Here is a 19,564-nt window from a genome sequence, read left to right on the forward strand (position 1 = left end):
TAGCATGAGATTAAAAGTCAGTCTGATAGATTGGCTTTTTCTTTTACCAAGAAGAGGTAACTCCTTGAAATAGCTTGGGATAAAGGGTAAAATGATTATGATACAATTTGAGAGAATGGACGAATTATGAAATCAGTAACACAATTTGAAAATAAAAAAGTTTTGGTCCTTGGCTTGGCTAAATCTGGCGAAGCAGCTGCCCGCCTATTGGCTAAGTTGGGTGCTATTGTCACAGTAAATGATGGGAAACCATTTGAGGAAAATCCATCGGCTCAAGCCCTTCTTGAAGAAGGCATTAAGGTTGTTTGCGGCGGACATCCTCTTGAACTTTTGGATGAAAATTTTGAATTAATGGTGAAAAATCCTGGAATTCGTTATGACAATCCAATGGTAGCTCGTGCACTAGAAAAAGGTATTCCTGTTTGGACTGAAGTGGAATTGGCCTATCTAGTATCTGAAGCACCTATTATCGGTATTACAGGGTCAAATGGTAAGACAACAACGACAACTATGATTGCTGATGTCCTAAATCATGGTGGTAAATCAGGTGTCTTGTCTGGGAATATTGGTTTCCCTGCGTCAGAAGTTGCACAGTCAGTAACTAATCAAGATACCTTAGTTATGGAATTGTCTTCTTTCCAATTGATGGGGATTGACAGCTTCCATCCACATATTGCTGTGATTACTAACTTGATGCCGACACATATTGACTATCATGGTAGTTTTGAAGCATATGTGGCTGCCAAGTGGAATATTCAAAATCAAATGACTACGGATGATTTTGTTGTTTTGAACTTCAATCAAGATTTAGCTAAGGAATTAGCTACACAAACTAAGGCACAAGTAGTTCCATTCTCAACAGTGGAAAAAGTAGATGGTGCCTATCTTGAAAATGGTGCTCTTTACTTCAAAGGTGAATTAGTGATGCAAGCTGATGAAATTGGCGTTCCTGGTAGTCACAATGTTGAAAATGCCTTGGCAACTATAGCTGTAGCAAAATTGTCAGGTATTTCAAACCAAGCTATAAAGGAAACCCTCGCAAGTTTTGGTGGTGTTAAGCACCGTCTCCAATTCGTTGATACTATCGATGAAGTGAAATTCTATAATGATAGTAAGTCAACTAATATTTTAGCGACACAAAAAGCACTTTCTGGTTTTGATAATAGTAAAGTCATTTTGATTGCTGGTGGTTTGGACCGTGGTAATGAATTTGATGAACTCATTCCTGACATTACCAATCTTAAGAAAATGGTGATTTTAGGGGAATCAGCTCCTCGTGTCAAGCGTGCTGCTGATAAAGCAGGAGTAACTTATCTTGATGCCAAAGATGTGGCAGATGCGACACGTATTGCTTTTGATCAAGCCAGTGCAGGAGATGTTGTCTTGTTGAGCCCTGCAAATGCAAGCTGGGATATGTACAAGAGTTTCGAAGTGCGTGGTGACGAATTTATCACAACTGTTGAACAATTGAAGGGATAGGCTATGGCAAATGCGAAAAAAATTGTTTTTACCGGTGGTGGAACTGTTGGACATGTGACTTTAAATCTTATCTTAATTCCAAAATTTCTAAAAGATGGATGGGAAGTGCACTATATTGGTGATAAGCACGGAATTGAACACGAACAAATTGATAAATCTGGCTTGGATGTGACGTTCCATAGTATTGCTACAGGTAAACTACGTCGTTATTTCTCATGGCAAAATATGTTGGATGTCTTTAAAGTTGGTTGGGGGATTCTACAGTCAATTGCAATTATTGCCAAGATTCGTCCTCAAGCACTCTTTTCAAAAGGTGGATTTGTCTCAGTGCCACCGGTAATTGCTTCTAAGTTATTAGGTGTTCCTGTATATGTGCATGAGTCTGATCTTTCTATGGGCTTGGCCAATAAGATCGCCTATAAATTTGCAACTACTATGTTTACGACTTTTGAACAATCTAAAGGATTGGCGAAGACAAAACATATAGGTGCTATTACAAAGGTAGGGATGGCAACGTCCAATCAGTCTGATGCTCTGGATAAGATTAAAGTACATTTTGATGACAAGTTAAAAACTGTCCTTTTCATAGGTGGATCGGCTGGTGCAAAGGTATTTAATGATTTTATTAGTAATACTCCACAACTGACTGAAAAATATAATGTCATTAATATTTCTGGGGACTCTTCATTGAATACCTTAGAACGTCATCTTTATAGAGTTGATTATGTGACAGATTTGTATCAACCTCTTATGGATACGGCAGATTTAGTTGTCACTCGTGGTGGTTCAAATACGATTTTTGAATTGTTAGCTATGAAAAAACTTCATTTAATTATTCCTTTAGGGAAAGAAGCTAGCCGAGGAGACCAACTTGAAAATGCTGCCTATTTTGAACGAAAAGGTTACGCACGTCAATTACAGGAAGCAGAGTTAAGTTGGGAAACCTTAAATCATGAGCTTGAACAACTTGTTGAACATGCAGAGACTTACAAAGAAGCTATGGCTAAATCTGAGGAAATTACTTCTCCTGATGATTTTTATAACCTATTAGTGACTAGTATTTCAAAAAAATAAAGGAATTTCATGGCAAAAAAGGATCAAGAATCACAAGAAAAACAAGTTCTCACAGAGTGGCAGAAGAGAAACCTCGAATTTTTGAGAAAAAAAGAAACCGAAGATTCTGAAGAATTTACGAATGGAAAGGTCGTTCATCCAGAAGGAGCGACTTCAAATGAGAGCCAACCATCAGTGAAAAAGAAGGTTAAAAAGAAAAAAAGGACCAAAAAGAAGAAACGAAAAAAAGGGAATGCGAGTAGTAATATTCCAATTGCACAACAAAATCTTGCGGGACTAGTTATTTTTATCGCTGCACTCCTAATCGTATTTTCACTTTTCTTTATTTCACCTTGGTCGAAACAAAAGGTTCTCACTGTATCAGGAACAAAAAATGCTCTACCAGAAGATGTGAAAGTTGCAAGTGGAATTCTTGATACAGACTATATCACTCATGTCTTTTTCAACCAAGGAAAGATTGCATCAACTGTTGAAAAAACCAATGTTTGGGTTAAAAAGGCTACAGTAACTTATAGTTTTCCAAATCAATTTAATATTGCAGTAAAAGAATACCCAATTGTTGCTTATCGTCAAACTACAAATGGTTATGTTTCTATTCTTGAAAGTGGTAAGACAGGAGGAACGGTTTCAACTAGCAATCTACCTGATAAATTCATCACTTTAAAGATGGATGACGAGAAGAAAATCGAAGATTTAGTAAAAGAATTAAATAAACTTGATTCAAAAATCAAGAATAATATTCAAATTATTAATCTTACGCCAACTAAAGCAACTTCAGATTTACTAACGATTGAGCTGTATGATGGCAATTCCATTCGTGTTCCTCTTTCTCAATTAACGGTTAAGCTCCCTTACTACGAGAAAATTAAGAGCCAACTTTCAGATGGAAGTATTGTTGATATGGAAGTTGGACTTTATACAACGACTCCTGAGGTTGAATCATCAAAAACTGATGGGGATAAAAAGAAAGACAAAGATAAGACTGATAAAAAGGATGAAAATACAACTTCTGAAGAAGATCAAGATACTACAACATCAACTGAACAGCATTCTGAGGAAGAGTCTAATTCTGAAAATCCGGGTATTCAAGGACAAGAAAATCCAACTGTTGGTCAAGAAACAACTCTTCGTCCTTCCCCTGCTCAAGGTTAATATTGAATAATAAAAAACGTAAAATGCTGACATTTTACGTTTTTTTATGGTACAATAGTATCCGAATAATTCTGTTTTTATACAGTTTACAAAGATATTGAATGGAAAGATTGAGAGGTCGAGTGAATGGCTAGAGATGGCTTTTTTACAGGATTAGATATAGGAACTAGCTCGATTAAGGTTCTTGTTGCTGAGTTTATTGATGGATCAATGAATGTCATCGGGGTAAGTAATGTTAAGAGTTCTGGTGTGAAAGATGGCATCATTGTTGACATTGACGCTGCAGCGAAAACAATCAAAACAGCTATTGAACAAGCAGAGGAAAAAGCTGGGATTGTTATTGAGCAAGTGAACGTTGGGCTTCCAGCTAATCTTCTTCAAATTGAGCCTACACAAGGTATGATTCCTGTAACAAGTGAATCAAAAGAAATCAAAGATGAAGATGTTGAAAGTGTTGTTCGCTCAGCCTTGACAAAGAGCATTACACCTGAGCGTGAGGTTATCTCACTAGTTCCTGAAGAGTTTATTGTTGATGGCTTCCAAGGAATTCGTGATCCTCGTGGAATGATGGGGATTCGTCTTGAAATGAGAGGTCTCATTTATACAGGACCAACAACAATTCTTCACAACCTTCGTAAGACAGTTGAACGTGCTGGTATTCAAGTAGAGAATATTATCATCTCTCCTCTTGCAATGACACGTGCTGTTCTAAATGAAGGTGAACGTGAGTTTGGTGCTACTGTTATTGATATGGGTGGCGGTCAAACAACTGTTGCAAGCATGCGTGCTCAAGAACTTCAATTTACCAATATTTATTCTGAAGGTGGCGAGTACATCACTAAGGATATTTCAAAAGTTTTGAAGACTTCAATGCAGATTGCTGAAGCGCTTAAATTCAATTTTGGTAATGCAGATATTGAAGAAGCAAGCGAAACAGAAACTGTCCAAGTAGAGGTTGTAGGTGAGAATTCACCTGTTGAAATTACAGAAAAATACCTTGCTGAGATTATCTCAGCTCGTGTGAAGCATATCCTTGATAGAGTTAAACAAGACTTGACTCGAGGACGTCTACTTGATTTGCCTGGTGGCATTGTCCTTGTAGGTGGAACAGCTATCATGCCAGGTGTGGTTGAAGTTGCTCAAGAGATTTTTGAAACAAATGTTAAACTTTACGTGCCAAACCAAGTTGGTATCCGTAATCCAATGTTTGCAAATGTGATTAGTCTTGTTGAGTATGTTGGTCTTCTTACAGAAGTTGACATCATCGCGCAACAGGCTGTGTCTGGTGAAGAGTATCTTCGTCGTAAACCAATCGACAATGAGACTCCTTCCTTGAGTTTTGATAGAACTCCTGCTCCAGCACCTCGAGTGGCTCCTCAACCAAATCCTATTCCTGTTGAGAACACTATTGAGGTACCTCTGCCAGTTGAAGAAGAAAATCATGAACAAAAACAAAAACTTGGTGATCGTGTTCGTGGAATTTTCGGCAGTATGTTTGATTAATTGAATCTAGTAAAAGCGAGGAAATAAAATGAGTTTTTCATTTGATAGCGCATCAGTTCAAGGTGCGGTAATTAAAGTTATCGGTGTCGGTGGAGGTGGCGGAAACGCCATCAACCGAATGATTGAAGAAGGTCTTGCTGGTGTTGAATTTATTGCAGCTAATACTGATATTCAAGCACTCAGTTCTTCTAAAGCAGAAACAGTAATCCAATTGGGTCCTAAATTGACTCGTGGCCTTGGTGCCGGAGGTCAACCTGAAGTTGGTCGTAAGGCAGCTGAAGAAAGTGAAGAAACACTTACAGAAGCACTTACAGGAGCTGATATGGTCTTTATCACTGCTGGTATGGGTGGTGGCTCTGGTACAGGGGCAGCACCAGTTATTGCACGTATTGCGAAAAGTTTGGGTGCATTGACAGTTGCAGTTGTGACACGTCCATTTGGATTTGAAGGTAACAAACGTGGTGCCTTTGCTGTCGAAGGGATTCAAGAGTTGCGTGAGCAAGTTGATACCCTTCTTATTATCTCTAATAATAACCTTCTTGAAATCGTTGATAAGAAAACACCTCTTCTTGAAGCTCTTAGTGAAGCAGATAATGTTCTTCGTCAAGGGGTCCAAGGTATTACAGACCTTATCACTAACCCAGGTTTGATTAACCTCGACTTTGCCGATGTGAAAACAGTTATGGCCAATAAAGGTAATGCACTTATGGGTATCGGTATTGGGTCTGGTGAAGAACGTATTGTTGAAGCTGCACGCAAAGCAATCTATTCACCACTTCTTGAAACTACTATTGATGGTGCAGAAGATGTCATCGTTAACGTAACTGGTGGTCTTGATATGACGCTTACAGAAGCAGAAGAAGCTTCTGAAATTGTTGGTCAAGCAGCTGGTAACGGTGTTAACATTTGGCTTGGTACATCAATCGATGATACATTGAAAGATGAAATCCGTGTAACAGTTGTTGCAACTGGTGTTCGCAAAGATCGTGCTGAAAAAGTATCTGGTATCAAAGCTCAACCACGTAAAGTGACTACAGCTCCTTCACAACCATCAGCTCCTACTCAACAAGTTGTTCAAGAAGAACAACGTCCAGTCTCTCAACCTTCATTTGAACGTCAACCAAATTTTGACTATAATGAAACACCTTCAATGCCACAACCAGGAGTTCGTCCTGCAGCGGCAGCTCCTCAACAAGAGCAGTCAGCTTTTGGTAATTGGGATTTGAGACGTGATAATATTTCTCGTCCTGAAACTGGTCAACTAGATAGTCAATTGACTATGTCTACATTCTCAAGTGATGTTGAAGATGATGATGAATTGGAGACACCACCATTCTTTAAAAATCGTTAATAATGACTATAGAAGAGAATAAAAATAATGTTTATCAAGCGGTAAAAGAAGCATGTGAAAAGGCTAATCGCTCTAGTGATGAAGTCAATATTATTGCCGTAACCAAATATGTTTCAAGTGATGTCGCTGAAGAATTGGTTCAAACGGGAATTAAGCACATTGCTGAAAATCGCGTTGATAAATTCTTAGATAAGTATCAAGCTTTAAAAAATTATGATTTGACTTGGCACCTTATTGGTACTTTGCAACGTCGTAAAGTAAAGGATGTTATTAATTTAGTTGATTATTTTCATGCTTTGGATTCTGTTAAATTAGCAGAGGAAATTCAAAAGCGTGCCGACCATACTATTAATTGCTTCCTACAAGTTAACGTTTCAGGGGAGGAATCAAAACATGGTTTTTCAGCTGAAGAACTTGATACTGTTCTAAAACAAATTGAAAATCTTGATAACATTTGTATCGTTGGACTAATGACTATGGCTCCAATTGATGCAGATGCTCAAGAACTTGATAAGATTTTTTCTGAGACAAATGAGCTTAGACAATCAATTCAAGAGAAAAAACTAAAGAATGTTCCTTGTGATCAGTTAAGCATGGGGATGAGTCGAGACTATGACATGGCTATTCAGAATGGATCAACCTTTGTCAGAATAGGCAGTGCATTCTTTAAAGAGAACGGAGAATAACCTTATGGCATTAAAAGACGCAATTGATAAAATTGTTTCATATTTTGATACCGACGAAGTAACAGATTATGAAGATGCTGCTAAAGAAGAGGCTAAAGAACGTCCAGTAAAAGCACGTCCAGTAAAAGCACAGAGACCTGTGCAGACACCACCTCCTCGTCAGCAACGTCAACCTGAGCGTTCTCAGGCAACAGTCCCTCCTCGTCGCCAACATGTTAATTCAGACTTACAGGAAACTCAAGTTCTTCGTAGTTTACCTCTGAGTCGTTCACAAGCAAATCAGGGACCACAACAAATGAATACAACTAAAACAACAATTGCAATTAAATATCCTAAAAAGTATGAAGATGCTCAGGAAATTGTAGAACTATTGATTGAAAATGAATGTGTTTTAATCGATTTTCAATATATGTTGGAAGCGCAAGCTCGTCGTTGTCTTGACTTTATTGATGGTGCTAGCAAGGTACTTACAGGCAACTTGCAAAAAGTTGGCTCTTCAATGTATTTGCTTACGCCAATTAATGTCGTAGTTGACATTGAAGAGATTGGTTTGGCTCACGGCAACCAAGAAGCTAATTTTGACTTCGACATGAAGAGACGTTAAGTGATGTCAGTATTACTTTATGTTATTTGGGCACGTGTTGTTAACGTGATAGAGATTCTTCTTGTAGTCTATGCTTTGTTATCCTGGTTTCCAGGAGCTTATGATACTAGCCTTGGAAGAATCATTAGACAAATTGTTCAACCGATTCTCGCACCATTTCGTCGCTTGAATTTAGCTTTTGCTGGTATTGATTTTTCAATAATCGTAATTGTACTTCTACTAAACTTTTCACTTAGAATTCTTAGATTTATTCTATTCTGATGTCAGATATTAAAAAAATTGAACAGCATTACTCGTTAGATGAACGGCCTTTTCTAGAGAAGGTTAGGGGATTTTGTCATTTAGTTGATGAGAGGTACAGTCCTTACTTAACTGATTTCTTAAACCCTCGTGAAATTCAGATTGTTGAAGAGTTGGCTCATTATTACAATTTAAAATTTTTTGTGAGTTCAACTCTTGAATCTGAAGAGTATGGAAGAGTGATACTTGCTCCCGAATATTACGAGCTTGAAGAAGATGACTTTGAAATTAAACGATTAGAAATCTCATATGCGAGACAGTTCAATAAATTGACACACCCAAAAGTTTTGGGTGCGCTACTTAATCAGCTTGGTCTTGATCGTCAAGTATTTGGAGATATTATTCTTGATGAAGAAGGACGCGTTCAATTTTACATTACTTCTCATTTAGCAAGTTATGCGATAATGACTATTACTAAGATTGGTAATGTTTCGGTTACTCTAAAAGAAGTAAGTAAAGACGATTGGATTTCGAATCAAGAAAAGTATTCAAAAACTTTTGTCTTACTTTCCAGTATGCGTCTTGATAATGTGTTGGCGACGGTATTAAACTTATCTCGTTCTAACGCCTTAAAACTTATTGCTTCAGGAAAAGTAAAATTAAATTATAGACAAGTTGAGAAGGCTGATCAGGCGGTTATTATTGGTGATATGATTTCGGTTAGAGGTTATGGTCGATTTCGACTAGCTCAACAAGACGGATTTTCAAAGTCCGGAAAAGCTAAAATCGTTATTGAAAGTCTGTTAAGACGGAGAAAAAAGTAGTTATTTAATTTAAACCATTAAATATGGTAATGAAAAATAAAGGAGGCCTGTAATGGCTATTACAGCACTTGATATTAAAGATAAACAGTTTACAACTAAATTTCGTGGATATAATGAGCAAGAAGTTGATGAATTTCTTGATATTATTGTAGACGATTATGAAGATTTAGTTCGTGACAATCGTGAACTTGCTGCTCGTGTAAAAGAGCTTGAAGAAAAATTGGCTTATTTTGATGAAATGAAAGAATCATTGAGTCAATCAGTTATTTTGGCTCAAGAAACAGCAGAAAAAGTTAAAGCTTCAGCGGCTGACGAATCAGCTAACTTGATTAATAAGGCTAACTTCAATGCTACTCATTTGGTTGAAGAAGCTAAATCTAAGGCATCTGAAATTCTTCGTGATGCAACAGATGAAGCCAAACGTGTTGCCATCGAAACAGAAGAACTTAAACGTCAAAGTCGTGTCTTCCACCAACGCCTATTGGCTGCAGTTGAAGGTCAGCTTAGCTTAGCAAGTGCTCCAGAATGGGGTGAATTGTTGCAACCAACAGCTATTTATCTTCAAAATTCAGATGCTGCCTTTAAAGAAGTTGTTGAAAAAGTTTTGGATGAGCATGTACCTGATTCAAATGATGCAGCTTCATTTGATGCAACTCGTCAATTCACTCCTGATGAAATGGCTGAACTTCAACGTCGCGTTGCTGAAAGTAATAAGCAAGTTGAAGATTTCTCTAGTCCAGAAGTTGATGAAACAAACGAAGTTGTTTCAACTCCAGTTGAGTTTGGTATTCCAGACACTTTCGAGAGTGAAGTGGCAGATTTCCCAACTTCGGCACCAGTAGATGAAGATTTTGATTTGCAACCTGAGACAACAGGTGAAATTAATCTAAACGAAACACAAACGTTTAAATTGAATATTAGCGAATAAGAAAAATACAACTTACCAAGTATATTAACAGCGAGTGGGAGATGGTGTGAGTCCTACATTCCCTATTTGGATAGTTATCATTTTCAAGCATTCTAACTGAAATAAGTAAGTTAGAAGGATGGTCCTCCTTACGGACATATGAGGGAGCAAATTCTTTTGCTCTGAATTAAGGTGGTACCACGAGCTTTCGTCCTTTTTGATGAAGGCTCTTTTTATTTAGTAAATTAAATTAAAGAGGAGATATAATGAAACTCAAAGAAACCTTAAATCTAGGTAAGACAGCCTTTCCAATGCGAGCTGGACTTCCTAACAAAGAACCAATCTGGCAAAAAGAGTGGGAAGATGCTAACATGTATCAACGTCGTCAAGAGTTGAACCAAGGTAAACCTCATTTCACTCTTCATGATGGTCCTCCTTATGCCAATGGTAATATTCACGTTGGTCATGCGATGAATAAAATTTCTAAGGATATCATTGTGCGTTCAAAATCAATGTCTGGTTTCTATGCTCCTTACGTTCCTGGTTGGGATACGCATGGTCTTCCAATTGAACAAGTGTTGGCAAAACAAGGTGTGAAACGTAAAGAACTTGATCGTGCTGAATATCTTAAGATGTGTCGCGATTATGCACTTTCACAAGTTGACAAACAACGTGAAGATTTCAAACGTCTTGGTGTTTCGGCTGATTGGGATAACCCATATGTTACTTTGACACCAGATTATGAAGCAGCTCAGATTCGTGTCTTTGGTGAGATGGCTAAAAAAGGTTACATCTATCAAGGTGCAAAACCAGTTTATTGGTCATGGTCATCAGAATCAGCGCTTGCTGAAGCAGAAATTGAGTACCATGATTTGGTTTCAACTTCACTTTACTATGCCAATAAGGTTAAGGATGGTAAAGGAGTATTAGACACAGATACATATATCGTAGTTTGGACAACAACACCATTTACAGTAACAGCTTCACGTGGTTTGACTGTTGGTGCTGATATCGAATACGTTCTCGTAAAACCTGCTGGAGAAGACCGCAAATTTGTTGTTGCTTCTGAATTACTTAATAGTCTTTCTGAGAAATTTGGTTGGACAGATGTGGAAGTACTTCAATCATACCGTGGTGAAGAATTAAATAAAATTGTGACTGAACACCCATGGGATACAGAAGTTGATGAGCTTGTTATTCTTGGTGACCACGTTACTACAGATTCAGGTACAGGTATCGTCCATACGGCTCCTGGTTTTGGTGAGGATGACTATAACGTAGGTATTGCTAATGGTCTTGAAGTTGCCGTAACCGTTAATGAGCGTGGTATCATGATGGAAAATGCTGGACCTGATTTTGAAGGTCAGTTCTACGATAAAGTGGCTCCAATTGTTATGGAAAAACTCGGCGATTTACTCCTTGCCAAAGAAGAAATCTCACACTCATACCCATTCGACTGGCGTACGAAGAAACCAATCATCTGGCGTGCAGTACCACAATGGTTTGCGTCTGTTTCTAAATTCCGTCAAGAGATTCTGGATGAGATTGAAAAAGTTAAATTCCATTCTGAGTGGGGTAAAGTTCGTCTCTACAACATGATTCGTGACCGTGGTGACTGGGTAATCTCTCGTCAGCGTGCTTGGGGTGTGCCACTTCCAATCTTCTATGCTGAAGATAAAACACCAATCATGACTGAAGAAACTATCGAACATGTGGCTAAACTTTTCGAAGAACACGGTTCAGTTATTTGGTGGGAACGTGATGCCAAAGATCTTCTTCCAGAAGGTTTTACACATCCTGGCTCACCAAACGGCGAGTTTACTAAAGAAACTGACATTATGGACGTATGGTTTGACTCAGGCTCATCATGGAACGGTGTTGTTGTTAACCGTCCTGAGTTAACTTATCCAGCTGACCTCTATCTCGAAGGTTCAGACCAATACCGTGGATGGTTTAATTCATCCCTTATTACATCTGTTGCCAATAATGGTGTTGCACCATATAAACAACTCTTGTCTCAAGGTTTTGCGCTTGATGGTAAGGGTGAGAAGATGTCTAAATCGCTTGGTAACACAATTGCTCCTAGTGATGTTGAGAAACAATTTGGTGCTGAAATTCTTCGTCTTTGGGTAACAAGTGTTGATACAACTAATGACGTTCGTATCTCAATGGATATCCTTAGCCAAGTATCAGAATCTTATCGTAAGATTCGTAACACACTTCGTTTCTTGATTGCCAATACCTCTGACTTCAATCCAACAACTGATGCTGTAGCCTTTGAAGACTTGCGTTCTGTAGATCAGTACATGACTATTCGATTTAACCAATTGGTTAAGACTATTCGTGATGCCTATGCAAACTTTGAGTTCTTGACTATCTACAAAGCCTTGGTTAACTTTATTAATGTTGAGTTGTCTGCATTCTATCTTGATTTTGCCAAAGATGTGGTTTATATTGAGAGTGCGGAATCACTTGAACGTCGTCAAATGCAAACAGTCTTCTACGATATTCTTGTCAAGATCACAAAACTATTGACACCAATCTTTCCTCACACTGCAGAAGAAATTTGGTCATATCTTGAATTTGAAACAGAAGACTATGTTCAATTGTCAGAGTTGCCAGAAGCAGAAGATTTTGTGGGTCAAGATGCACTTCTTGAAAGATGGAATGCCTTCATGGATTTCCGTGGCCAAGCTCAAAAAGCTTTGGAAGAAGCTCGTAATGAAAAAGTTATTGGTAAATCGCTTGAAGCTCATTTGACTATCTATCCTGATGATGAAGTCAAAGAACTTATTGAAGGTTTGAACACTAACCTTGCTCAACTTTTGATTGTTTCAGCATTGACTATTGCTGAAGGAGAAGCACCTGAATCTGCTGTAAGCTTTGAAGGCGTGGCATTCACAGTAGAACGTGCTACAGGTGATGTCTGTGACCGTTGTCGTCGTATCGATCCAACTACTAAAGAACGTAGCTACAACGCGACTATCTGTGATCACTGTGCTAGCATTGTTGAAGAAAACTTTGCTGAAGGTGTAGCAGAAGGTTTTGAAGTAAAAGCAAAATAAAATAAAAAGAGTTCACCGTGAACTCTTTTTTCTATTTGTTTTTCGAATATAGTATTGAACACAATAAAAAACTAGCTCAGCTAGTTTTTTATTATAGTCCGTAGTTATAATCATCGTCTTGCATGGCTTCGACAGTTCCTAGAAGGTAACCATTACCAACTTGAGAGAAGAAGTCGTGGTTAGATGTTCCTGTAGAAATACCATTCATAACGATTGGGTTAACATCGTTCGCACTATCTGGGAAGAGTGGATCTTGTCCCAGGTTCATAAGAGCCTTGTTGGCGTTGTAACGAAGGAAAGTCATAACTTCCTCAGTCCATCCAACACCGTCATAAAGAGATTTAGTGTAGAGCTCTTCATTTTCATACAATTGATAGAGGAGATCATACATCCATTCACGGAAACTTTCTTGCTCTTCTTCAGGCAATTCGTTGAATCCAAGTTGGAATTTATAGCCAATATAGGTTCCGTGAACAGATTCGTCACGGATAATGAGCTTGATAATTTCAGCAACGTTAGCTAGCTTGTTATTACCAAGATAATAGAGTGGAGTGAAGAATCCTGAATAGAAAAGGAAAGTTTCAAGATATGTTGAAGCAACCTTTTTCTGAAGAGGCGTTCCATTTTCATAAATATCGTTAATGATTTTCGCCTTGGTTTGGAGGTATTTGTTACTGTTAGTCCACTCGAAAATTTCTTCAATTTCAGATTTAGTATTCAAAGTTGAGAAGATTGAAGAGTAAGATTTGGCGTGAACAGACTCCATGAACTGAATGTTGTTCAATACAGCTTCTTCATGAGGTGTACGGACGTCTGCACGAATGGCTTCAACACCCGTTTGAGATTGCATGGTATCTAGCAATGTTAAACCACCGAAAACTTTTCCAACCAAATCTTTTTCTTCAGCGGAAAGTTTACGCCAGTCATCAAGGTCATTTGAAAGTGGGATACGTGTATCTAGCCAAAATTGCTCGGTCAATTTTTCCCAGGTAGATTTATCAATCGCATCTTCGATTTCATTCCAGTTAATGGCTTTGTAGTAAGTTTCCATTAGAAACCTCTTTCTTTATTGATATCGTTACTATTTTATCATAATTCAAAATCATGATATAGTTTTTTTGAGTTGATCTATTAAAAAAGTCGGCGAACCGACCTTTTAATGCATTTTGTAAATAAGAGTAGTGAAGTTGCTATCGTTAAATCACTATCTTAAATGACACAGCTTTCACATTGGTTAGAACCAACCTCTTCCCCATCATCTGTATAAGTACGGATGTAGTAGATTGATTTAATTCCTTTGTTAAAGGCGTAGTTACGAAGGATAGAAAGGTCACGAGTTGTTTGTTTATTTTCTGTTTTCCATTCGTAAATTTCTTTTGGTAACTCACTACGCAAGAATAGGGTTAATGACAAACCTTGATCAACGTGTTCAGTCGCAGCGGCATAGACGTCGATAACTTTACGCATGTCCATGTCGTAGGCTGAAGTGTAGAAAGGAATTGTGTCTGTTGAAAGACCATTTGCCGGATAGTAAATTTTTCCGATTTTCTTTTCTTGACGTTCTTCAATACGTTGTGTGATTGGATGGATAGAAGCAGAACAGTCATTAATATAAGAGATTGAGCCATTTGGTGCAACAGCCAAACGGTTTTGATGGTAGAGTCCATCTTTCTTAACGAGTTCACGTAGTTCTTCCCAATCTTTGGCTTGTGGGATGAAGTGACCATCGAAAAGTTCTTTGATACGGTCAGATTTAGGAACGTATTGGCCTGTAACGTATTTATCAAAGTAAGAACCATCAGCATATTTTGATTTTTCAAAACCGACAAAGGTTTCTTGACGTTCGCGGGCAATATTGTTAGATTCAACCAAAGTCCAGTAGTTCATAAGCATGAAGTAGATATTAGTGAATTCAACAGATTCGGGGCTACCATACTCGATATGGTGTTTAGCAAGGTAAGAGTGAAGCCCCATAGCTCCTAAACCAAAGGTATGAGCTTGTTGGTTACCATTTTTGATGGATGGTACAGCATCAATACTTGAACTATCTGTAACAAAGGTAAGTGCACGTGTCATAGCCTTAATCGAACGTCCGAAGTCAGGAGATGTCATCATGTTAAGGATATTAGTTGATCCAAGGTTACATGAAATATCTGTACCGAGTTTGACAAACTCTTGTGCATCGTTAAGTTCACTTGGTGTTTGAACTTGGAGAATTTCAGAACAAAGGTTGGACATGACGATCTTACCATCAATTGGGTTATGTCGATTGGCTGTATCAACATTGACAATATATGGATAACCTGATTCTTGTTGGAGTTTAGAAATTTCAGTTTCTAGCTCACGTGCATTAATCTTGGTTTTTGTAATATTGGGATTGGCAACCAACTCATCATACATTGCTGTAATATCGATGTAGTTATATGGTTTACCATACTCTTTTTCGACTGAGTATGGGCTGAAGAGGTACATATCTTCATTATTACGTGCCAATTCGTAGAATTTATCTGGAACTGTAACACCAAGTGACAGTGTCTTAACACGCACCTTCTCATCAGCATTCTCTTTCTTAGTAGAAAGGAAGGCAAGGATATCTGGGTGGAAAACATCCAGGTAAACAACACCAGCACCTTGACGTTGGCCAAGTTGGTTTGAGTAAGAGAAGCTATCTTCGAAAAGCTTCATTACAGGTACGACACCAGAGGCTGCCCCAGCGTATCCTTTGATAGGAGCACCAGCTTCACGTAGGTTAGATAGGCTAATACCTACCCCACCACCAATACGTGATAACTGGAGGGCCGAGTTGATAGAACGTCCGATAGAATTCATGTCATCCGTTACTTGAATAAGGAAACATGACACGAGTTCACCACGACGGCTACGTCCAGCATTTAGAAATGAAGGAGTAGCAGGTTGGTAACGTTGGTGAATCATTTCGTTAGCAAGGTCACTAGCAAGGTTTTCATCACCATCAGCAAAGTAAAGGGCGTTGAAAAGAACGCGATCTTCAATACTTTCGAGGTAAGACTCGCCATCGTTTGTTTTGAGGGCATATTGTTGGTAGAACTTGTAGGCTGCCATGAAAGATTGGAAGCGGAATTTTTGAGAATGAATTTCTGCAGACAACTTTTCGATGAAAGCAGGTTCGTATTTACCGATGAATTCAGACTCGATATAATCGTTCTCAATCAAATAATTAATTTTATCTGTGATGCTGTTGAATGCCATTGAATTTGGCTTAACGTTTTCAAGGAAGAAGGCACGAAGTGCTTCTTTGTCCTTATGCAAAGGAATTTGACCGTTAACAGGACGGTTAATTTCGTTGTTGAGGCGGAAGTATGAAACATCGCCAAGATTTTTTAAAGACATAATACAGATACCAGGCTCAGTTTAATAGTATATTAAGGTTAAAACATTAAACTAAGCAAACAAGTTCCTTTCTATTTAAAAACTTGATAATTAAAGGATTTCTTTAAGTTTAGTCGGTTGAAAACCTGAAAAGACGATATCGCCTGCTTCAATAACTGGAGCAGCAGTGAAACCAAGACTTTTTACGTAATCGATTTTTTCTGGTTGTTCATCAATGTTGATTTCTTCGAAATCAGCACCTTCCTTTTCCAAGAATTTTTTAGTCATTTTGCACTGCATGCAGTTGTTTTTAGAAAACAATGTAATCTTTGCCATTGCAAATACTCCTTTATAAAAAGATTATAAGTGACTAGGAGTCACTTTTTCAACTCTAATAGAATACCCAAAATATTGGGAAAAATCAAGCTAAATATCTTAAGGAAATACAATATTTTGTGTTTAGTATTGAAACACAACCCTATATCTTGTGTTTCAAAGGCTTTTTTAAGTTTCCTAAATTAAATAGGATTTGTTTATGGAATTGACTAAAATAGAAATACCTAACTATGAATGTCATGTAATGTGACATCAAAATGCCAATTCTATTTGTTTTTTCAAAAAAAACAGTGTAGAATAAAGAAAATTTTTAACTAATGGAGGTTCAAGTATGCAAGAATACTGTTCAAATCTAACTGTAAATGGTAAGACATTCTCTTTCTATGATCTCGAAAAAGCAGCAAAATCTCATGATGTTAAGGTTGGAGAACTACCTTATACCATTCGAATACTACTTGAAAGTCTCCTCCGAAAAAAAGATGGCGTCGATGTTAAGGAATCTCACATTTCTGATCTAATGAAATTTCCGAATTTTCCAACAATTTCCGAAGTACCTTTTAAACCAAGTCGTGTTATCTTACAGGATTTTACAGGGGTTCCTGTTGTTGTTGATTTAGCTTCCATGCGTGATGCTATAGTGGCTAATGGTGGTAAAGCCGAATTTATTAATCCCGAGATTCCAGTAGATTTGGTCATCGACCACTCTGTCCAAGTTGATTCATATGGATGTGATACTGCTCTTGAAGATAATATCAATCTAGAGTTTAAACGTAATAACGAGCGCTATGAGTTTCTTAAGTGGGCTGAACAGTCTTTTGAAAATTACCGTGCTGTTCCACCAGCTACAGGTATTATTCACCAGGTTAATATTGAATTTTTGAGTGATGTCATTATTGAAAATGATGGGCTCCTATATCCTGACTCTATGTTTGGTACAGATAGTCATACGACTATGATTAATGGTATTGGCGTTCTTGGTTGGGGTGTTGGCGGAATTGAAGCTGAAGCAGCGATGCTAGGTGAAGCATCTTATTTCCCAATTCCAGAGGTTATTGGTGTACATCTGACAGGAGAGCTGCCTAAAATTGCCACAGCAACAGATTTGGCTCTCAAGATTACTCAGGTGCTTCGTTCTGAAAATGTGGTTGGTAAATTTGTTGAGTACTTTGGACCTGGCTTGAAGAGTTTATCTCTAGCTGACCGTGCTACTGTCGCTAATATGGCACCGGAATATGGTGCGACTTGTGGTTATTTTCCTATTGATGACGAGACTCTTAACTACATGCGTTTAACTAATCGTGATGAGGAACATATCCAAGTCACTGAAGCCTATACAAAAGCCAATCATCTTTTCTATGATCCAAGTAAAGAAGCCAAGTATACTAAGATTGTTGAAGTCGATTTGTCATCTATTAAACCTTCTATCTCAGGTCCTAAACGTCCACAAGATTTGATTCTCTTATCTGATGCTAAGCAAGAATTTCAAGATGCAGTGGTACGTGAAGCAGGTGTCCGTGGTTTCGGTTTGGATAATGAAGAGTTAGCAAAAACTGCAAAAGTTGATTTTGAGGATCATTCAGAAACAATTCAAACGGGTCATGTTGCCATTGCAGCAATCACATCATGTACCAATACCTCAAATCCGTACGTTCTTATGGCAGCCGGTCTTTTAGCCAAAAAAGCGGTTGAGAAAGGATTAAAAGTATCTCCAACAGTCAAGACCTCTTTGGCACCGGGTTCTAAGGTTGTTACTGGTTATCTCAAAGCTTCAGGCTTGCAAACCTATCTAGATAAGCTTGGCTTTAACTTGGTAGGTTATGGTTGCACAACTTGTATTGGTAACTCAGGAGATTTACGTCCTGAAGTGGCTAAGGCTATTGTAGACAATGATCTCTTAGCGAGTGCTGTATTGTCAGGAAATCGTAATTTTGAAGGGCGTATTAATCCACTTGTTAAAGCGAATTTCTTGGCTAGTCCACCATTGGTTGTTGCTTATGCCTTGGCTGGTAACACGAATATTGATTTGACAACTGAACCTCTAGGCTTTGACGACAATGGTCAAGCTGTTTATTTAGAGGAGATTATGCCATCTCGTGATGACATTGAGACTTATGTTGATAAATACGTCACCCGTCAACTCTTCCAAGATGAATATGCCAGTGTCTTTTCTGATAGCGAGAAGTGGAATGCCATTCCTACTGAACAAAGTCAAAATTATAAATGGAATCAAAACTCTACCTATATTCAAAACCCACCTTACTTTGATGCTTTAGGAGATGATTTGAGTATTAAACCATTGAATGATTTGAAGGTTTTGGCTAAATTTGGAGATACGGTTACAACAGACCATATTTCTCCAGCGGGTAATATTGCCAGAAATAGCCCAGCAGCTCGTTATTTGACTGAGAATGGTGTTGATTATCAAGAATTTAATTCTTATGGTAGCCGTCGTGGAAATCACGAAGTCATGATGCGAGGAACTTTTGCTAATATTCGTATCAAGAATGAGCTAGCAGATGGAAAAATTGGTGGATATACTAAATATGATGGTGATATTCTACCTATATATGATGCTGCTATGAAATATAAAGAAGCTAATCAAGATACGCTTGTAATTGCTGGTAAGGATTATGGTATGGGCTCTAGTCGCGACTGGGCTGCTAAAGGTGCAAATCTCCTTGGGGTAAAAGTAGTGCTTGCTGAGAGTTTTGAGCGTATTCACCGTTCAAATCTTGTTATGATGGGGATTTTACCAGTACAATTTATGGAAGGGGAAAATGCTGAAAGTCTTGGATTGACAGGACATGAGACCTTTAGCTTTGATCTTTCAGAAAATCCAGGTGTCCATGATGTTATCACTGTTACAGCTTCAACACCTGAACAAACCAAAACCTTTAAAGCCTTGGTACGCTTCGATGCAGATGCTGATATTCGCTACTATAAAAATGGTGGTATCTTACCAATGGTTGTAAGAAAAAAATTGAAGGGAGCCTAA

Annotated in this window: 15 protein-coding genes; 12 read left to right on the forward strand and 3 right to left on the reverse strand. The window is 38.1% G+C overall.

The annotated features are described in order from the left end of the window. Window positions 1–126: 126 nt before the first annotated feature. The 11 genes from murD to ileS all read left to right on the forward strand — a co-directional run bounded on the left by murD (window position 127) and on the right by ileS (window position 12,885). A complete protein-coding gene (murD, locus tag PCY16_RS01740) occupies window positions 127–1,479 on the forward strand; it encodes a UDP-N-acetylmuramoyl-L-alanine--D-glutamate ligase (RefSeq protein ID WP_195413661.1) in 1,353 nt (450 codons plus the stop codon). 3 nt (window positions 1,480–1,482) lie between these two features. Further along, window positions 1,483–2,553 (forward strand): UDP-N-acetylglucosamine--N-acetylmuramyl-(pentapeptide) pyrophosphoryl-undecaprenol N-acetylglucosamine transferase, encoded by a 1,071-nt coding sequence (locus PCY16_RS01745; protein ID WP_195413662.1) that lies wholly within the window; start codon window positions 1,483–1,485, stop codon window positions 2,551–2,553. A 9-nt stretch (window positions 2,554–2,562) separates the two neighbouring features. Continuing rightward, a complete protein-coding gene (locus PCY16_RS01750) occupies window positions 2,563–3,705 on the forward strand; it encodes an FtsQ-type POTRA domain-containing protein (RefSeq protein ID WP_195413663.1) in 1,143 nt (380 codons plus the stop codon). Window positions 3,706–3,831: 126 nt separating this feature from the next. Next, the gene (gene ftsA, locus PCY16_RS01755; protein ID WP_002890666.1) at window positions 3,832–5,208 is read left to right on the forward strand and encodes a cell division protein FtsA; all 1,377 of its coding nucleotides are present in this window, start codon (window positions 3,832–3,834) and stop codon (window positions 5,206–5,208) included. Between the two features lie 28 nt (window positions 5,209–5,236). Next, complete coding sequence (ftsZ, locus tag PCY16_RS01760; RefSeq protein ID WP_037600927.1) at window positions 5,237–6,559, forward strand: cell division protein FtsZ; 1,323 nt, start codon at window positions 5,237–5,239, stop codon at window positions 6,557–6,559. Between the two features lie 2 nt (window positions 6,560–6,561). After that, the gene (locus PCY16_RS01765; RefSeq protein ID WP_195413664.1) at window positions 6,562–7,245 is read left to right on the forward strand and encodes a YggS family pyridoxal phosphate-dependent enzyme; all 684 of its coding nucleotides are present in this window, start codon (window positions 6,562–6,564) and stop codon (window positions 7,243–7,245) included. 4 nt (window positions 7,246–7,249) lie between these two features. After that, the gene (locus tag PCY16_RS01770) at window positions 7,250–7,849 is read left to right on the forward strand and encodes a cell division protein SepF (protein ID WP_037600934.1); all 600 of its coding nucleotides are present in this window, start codon (window positions 7,250–7,252) and stop codon (window positions 7,847–7,849) included. 3 nt (window positions 7,850–7,852) lie between these two features. Then, on the forward strand, window positions 7,853–8,110 hold the full coding sequence (locus tag PCY16_RS01775; protein WP_195413665.1) for a YggT family protein: 258 nt from the start codon (window positions 7,853–7,855) through the stop codon (window positions 8,108–8,110). Further along, window positions 8,110–8,913 carry a YlmH/Sll1252 family protein gene (locus PCY16_RS01780; protein WP_195413666.1) on the forward strand — a complete coding sequence of 268 codons (804 nt, stop codon included), beginning with the start codon at window positions 8,110–8,112 and terminating at the stop codon, window positions 8,911–8,913. Before PCY16_RS01775 ends, PCY16_RS01780 begins: the two co-directional genes overlap by 1 nt. A 52-nt stretch (window positions 8,914–8,965) precedes the next feature. Then, window positions 8,966–9,841 (forward strand): DivIVA domain-containing protein, encoded by an 876-nt coding sequence (locus PCY16_RS01785; protein WP_002890673.1) that lies wholly within the window; start codon window positions 8,966–8,968, stop codon window positions 9,839–9,841. 245 nt (window positions 9,842–10,086) lie between these two features. Beyond that, window positions 10,087–12,885, forward strand: coding sequence for an isoleucine--tRNA ligase (gene ileS, locus PCY16_RS01790; protein WP_195413667.1), 2,799 nt, complete (start codon window positions 10,087–10,089; stop codon window positions 12,883–12,885). 91 nt (window positions 12,886–12,976) lie between these two features. Here ileS and nrdF read toward each other — a convergent pair whose 3' ends face one another. The 3 genes from nrdF to nrdH all read right to left on the reverse strand — a co-directional run bounded on the left by nrdF (window position 12,977) and on the right by nrdH (window position 16,569). Further along, window positions 12,977–13,936 carry a class 1b ribonucleoside-diphosphate reductase subunit beta gene (gene nrdF, locus PCY16_RS01795; protein ID WP_002890675.1) on the reverse strand — a complete coding sequence of 320 codons (960 nt, stop codon included), beginning with the start codon at window positions 13,934–13,936 and terminating at the stop codon, window positions 12,977–12,979. Window positions 13,937–14,094: 158 nt separating this feature from the next. Beyond that, entirely contained in the window at window positions 14,095–16,254 is a 2,160-nt protein-coding gene (gene nrdE, locus PCY16_RS01800; protein WP_002890676.1) for a class 1b ribonucleoside-diphosphate reductase subunit alpha, read from the reverse strand. 90 nt (window positions 16,255–16,344) lie between these two features. After that, on the reverse strand, window positions 16,345–16,569 hold the full coding sequence (gene nrdH / locus PCY16_RS01805) for a glutaredoxin-like protein NrdH (protein WP_004182714.1): 225 nt from the start codon (window positions 16,567–16,569) through the stop codon (window positions 16,345–16,347). Window positions 16,570–16,900: 331 nt separating this feature from the next. Here nrdH and acnA point away from each other — a divergent pair, with 331 nt between their 5' ends. After that, the gene (gene acnA, locus PCY16_RS01810) at window positions 16,901–19,564 is read left to right on the forward strand and encodes an aconitate hydratase AcnA (RefSeq protein WP_195413669.1); all 2,664 of its coding nucleotides are present in this window, start codon (window positions 16,901–16,903) and stop codon (window positions 19,562–19,564) included.

This window comes from Streptococcus sp. SS4 (genome assembly GCF_030440125.1).
GTDB lineage: Bacteria > Bacillota > Bacilli > Lactobacillales > Streptococcaceae > Streptococcus.

Bases quoted from the DNA above. Each gene is read 5' to 3' on its own strand.
- PCY16_RS01770 (WP_037600934.1), top strand. From the start codon at position 7,250: ATGGCATTAAAAGACGCAATTGATAAAATTGTTTCATATTTTGATACC.
- PCY16_RS01750 (WP_195413663.1), top strand. From the start codon at position 2,563: ATGGCAAAAAAGGATCAAGAATCACAAGAAAAACAAGTTCTCACAGAG.
- PCY16_RS01775 (WP_195413665.1), top strand. From the start codon at position 7,853: ATGTCAGTATTACTTTATGTTATTTGGGCACGTGTTGTTAACGTGATA.
- ftsZ (WP_037600927.1), top strand. From the start codon at position 5,237: ATGAGTTTTTCATTTGATAGCGCATCAGTTCAAGGTGCGGTAATTAAA.
- nrdF (WP_002890675.1), bottom strand. From the start codon at position 13,936: ATGGAAACTTACTACAAAGCCATTAACTGGAATGAAATCGAAGATGCG.
- nrdE (WP_002890676.1), bottom strand. From the start codon at position 16,254: ATGTCTTTAAAAAATCTTGGCGATGTTTCATACTTCCGCCTCAACAAC.
- ftsA (WP_002890666.1), top strand. From the start codon at position 3,832: ATGGCTAGAGATGGCTTTTTTACAGGATTAGATATAGGAACTAGCTCG.
- PCY16_RS01785 (WP_002890673.1), top strand. From the start codon at position 8,966: ATGGCTATTACAGCACTTGATATTAAAGATAAACAGTTTACAACTAAA.
- PCY16_RS01780 (WP_195413666.1), top strand. From the start codon at position 8,110: ATGTCAGATATTAAAAAAATTGAACAGCATTACTCGTTAGATGAACGG.
- PCY16_RS01745 (WP_195413662.1), top strand. From the start codon at position 1,483: ATGGCAAATGCGAAAAAAATTGTTTTTACCGGTGGTGGAACTGTTGGA.
- acnA (WP_195413669.1), top strand. From the start codon at position 16,901: ATGCAAGAATACTGTTCAAATCTAACTGTAAATGGTAAGACATTCTCT.
- ileS (WP_195413667.1), top strand. From the start codon at position 10,087: ATGAAACTCAAAGAAACCTTAAATCTAGGTAAGACAGCCTTTCCAATG.
- nrdH (WP_004182714.1), bottom strand. From the start codon at position 16,569: ATGGCAAAGATTACATTGTTTTCTAAAAACAACTGCATGCAGTGCAAA.
- PCY16_RS01765 (WP_195413664.1), top strand. From the start codon at position 6,562: ATGACTATAGAAGAGAATAAAAATAATGTTTATCAAGCGGTAAAAGAA.
- murD (WP_195413661.1), top strand. From the start codon at position 127: ATGAAATCAGTAACACAATTTGAAAATAAAAAAGTTTTGGTCCTTGGC.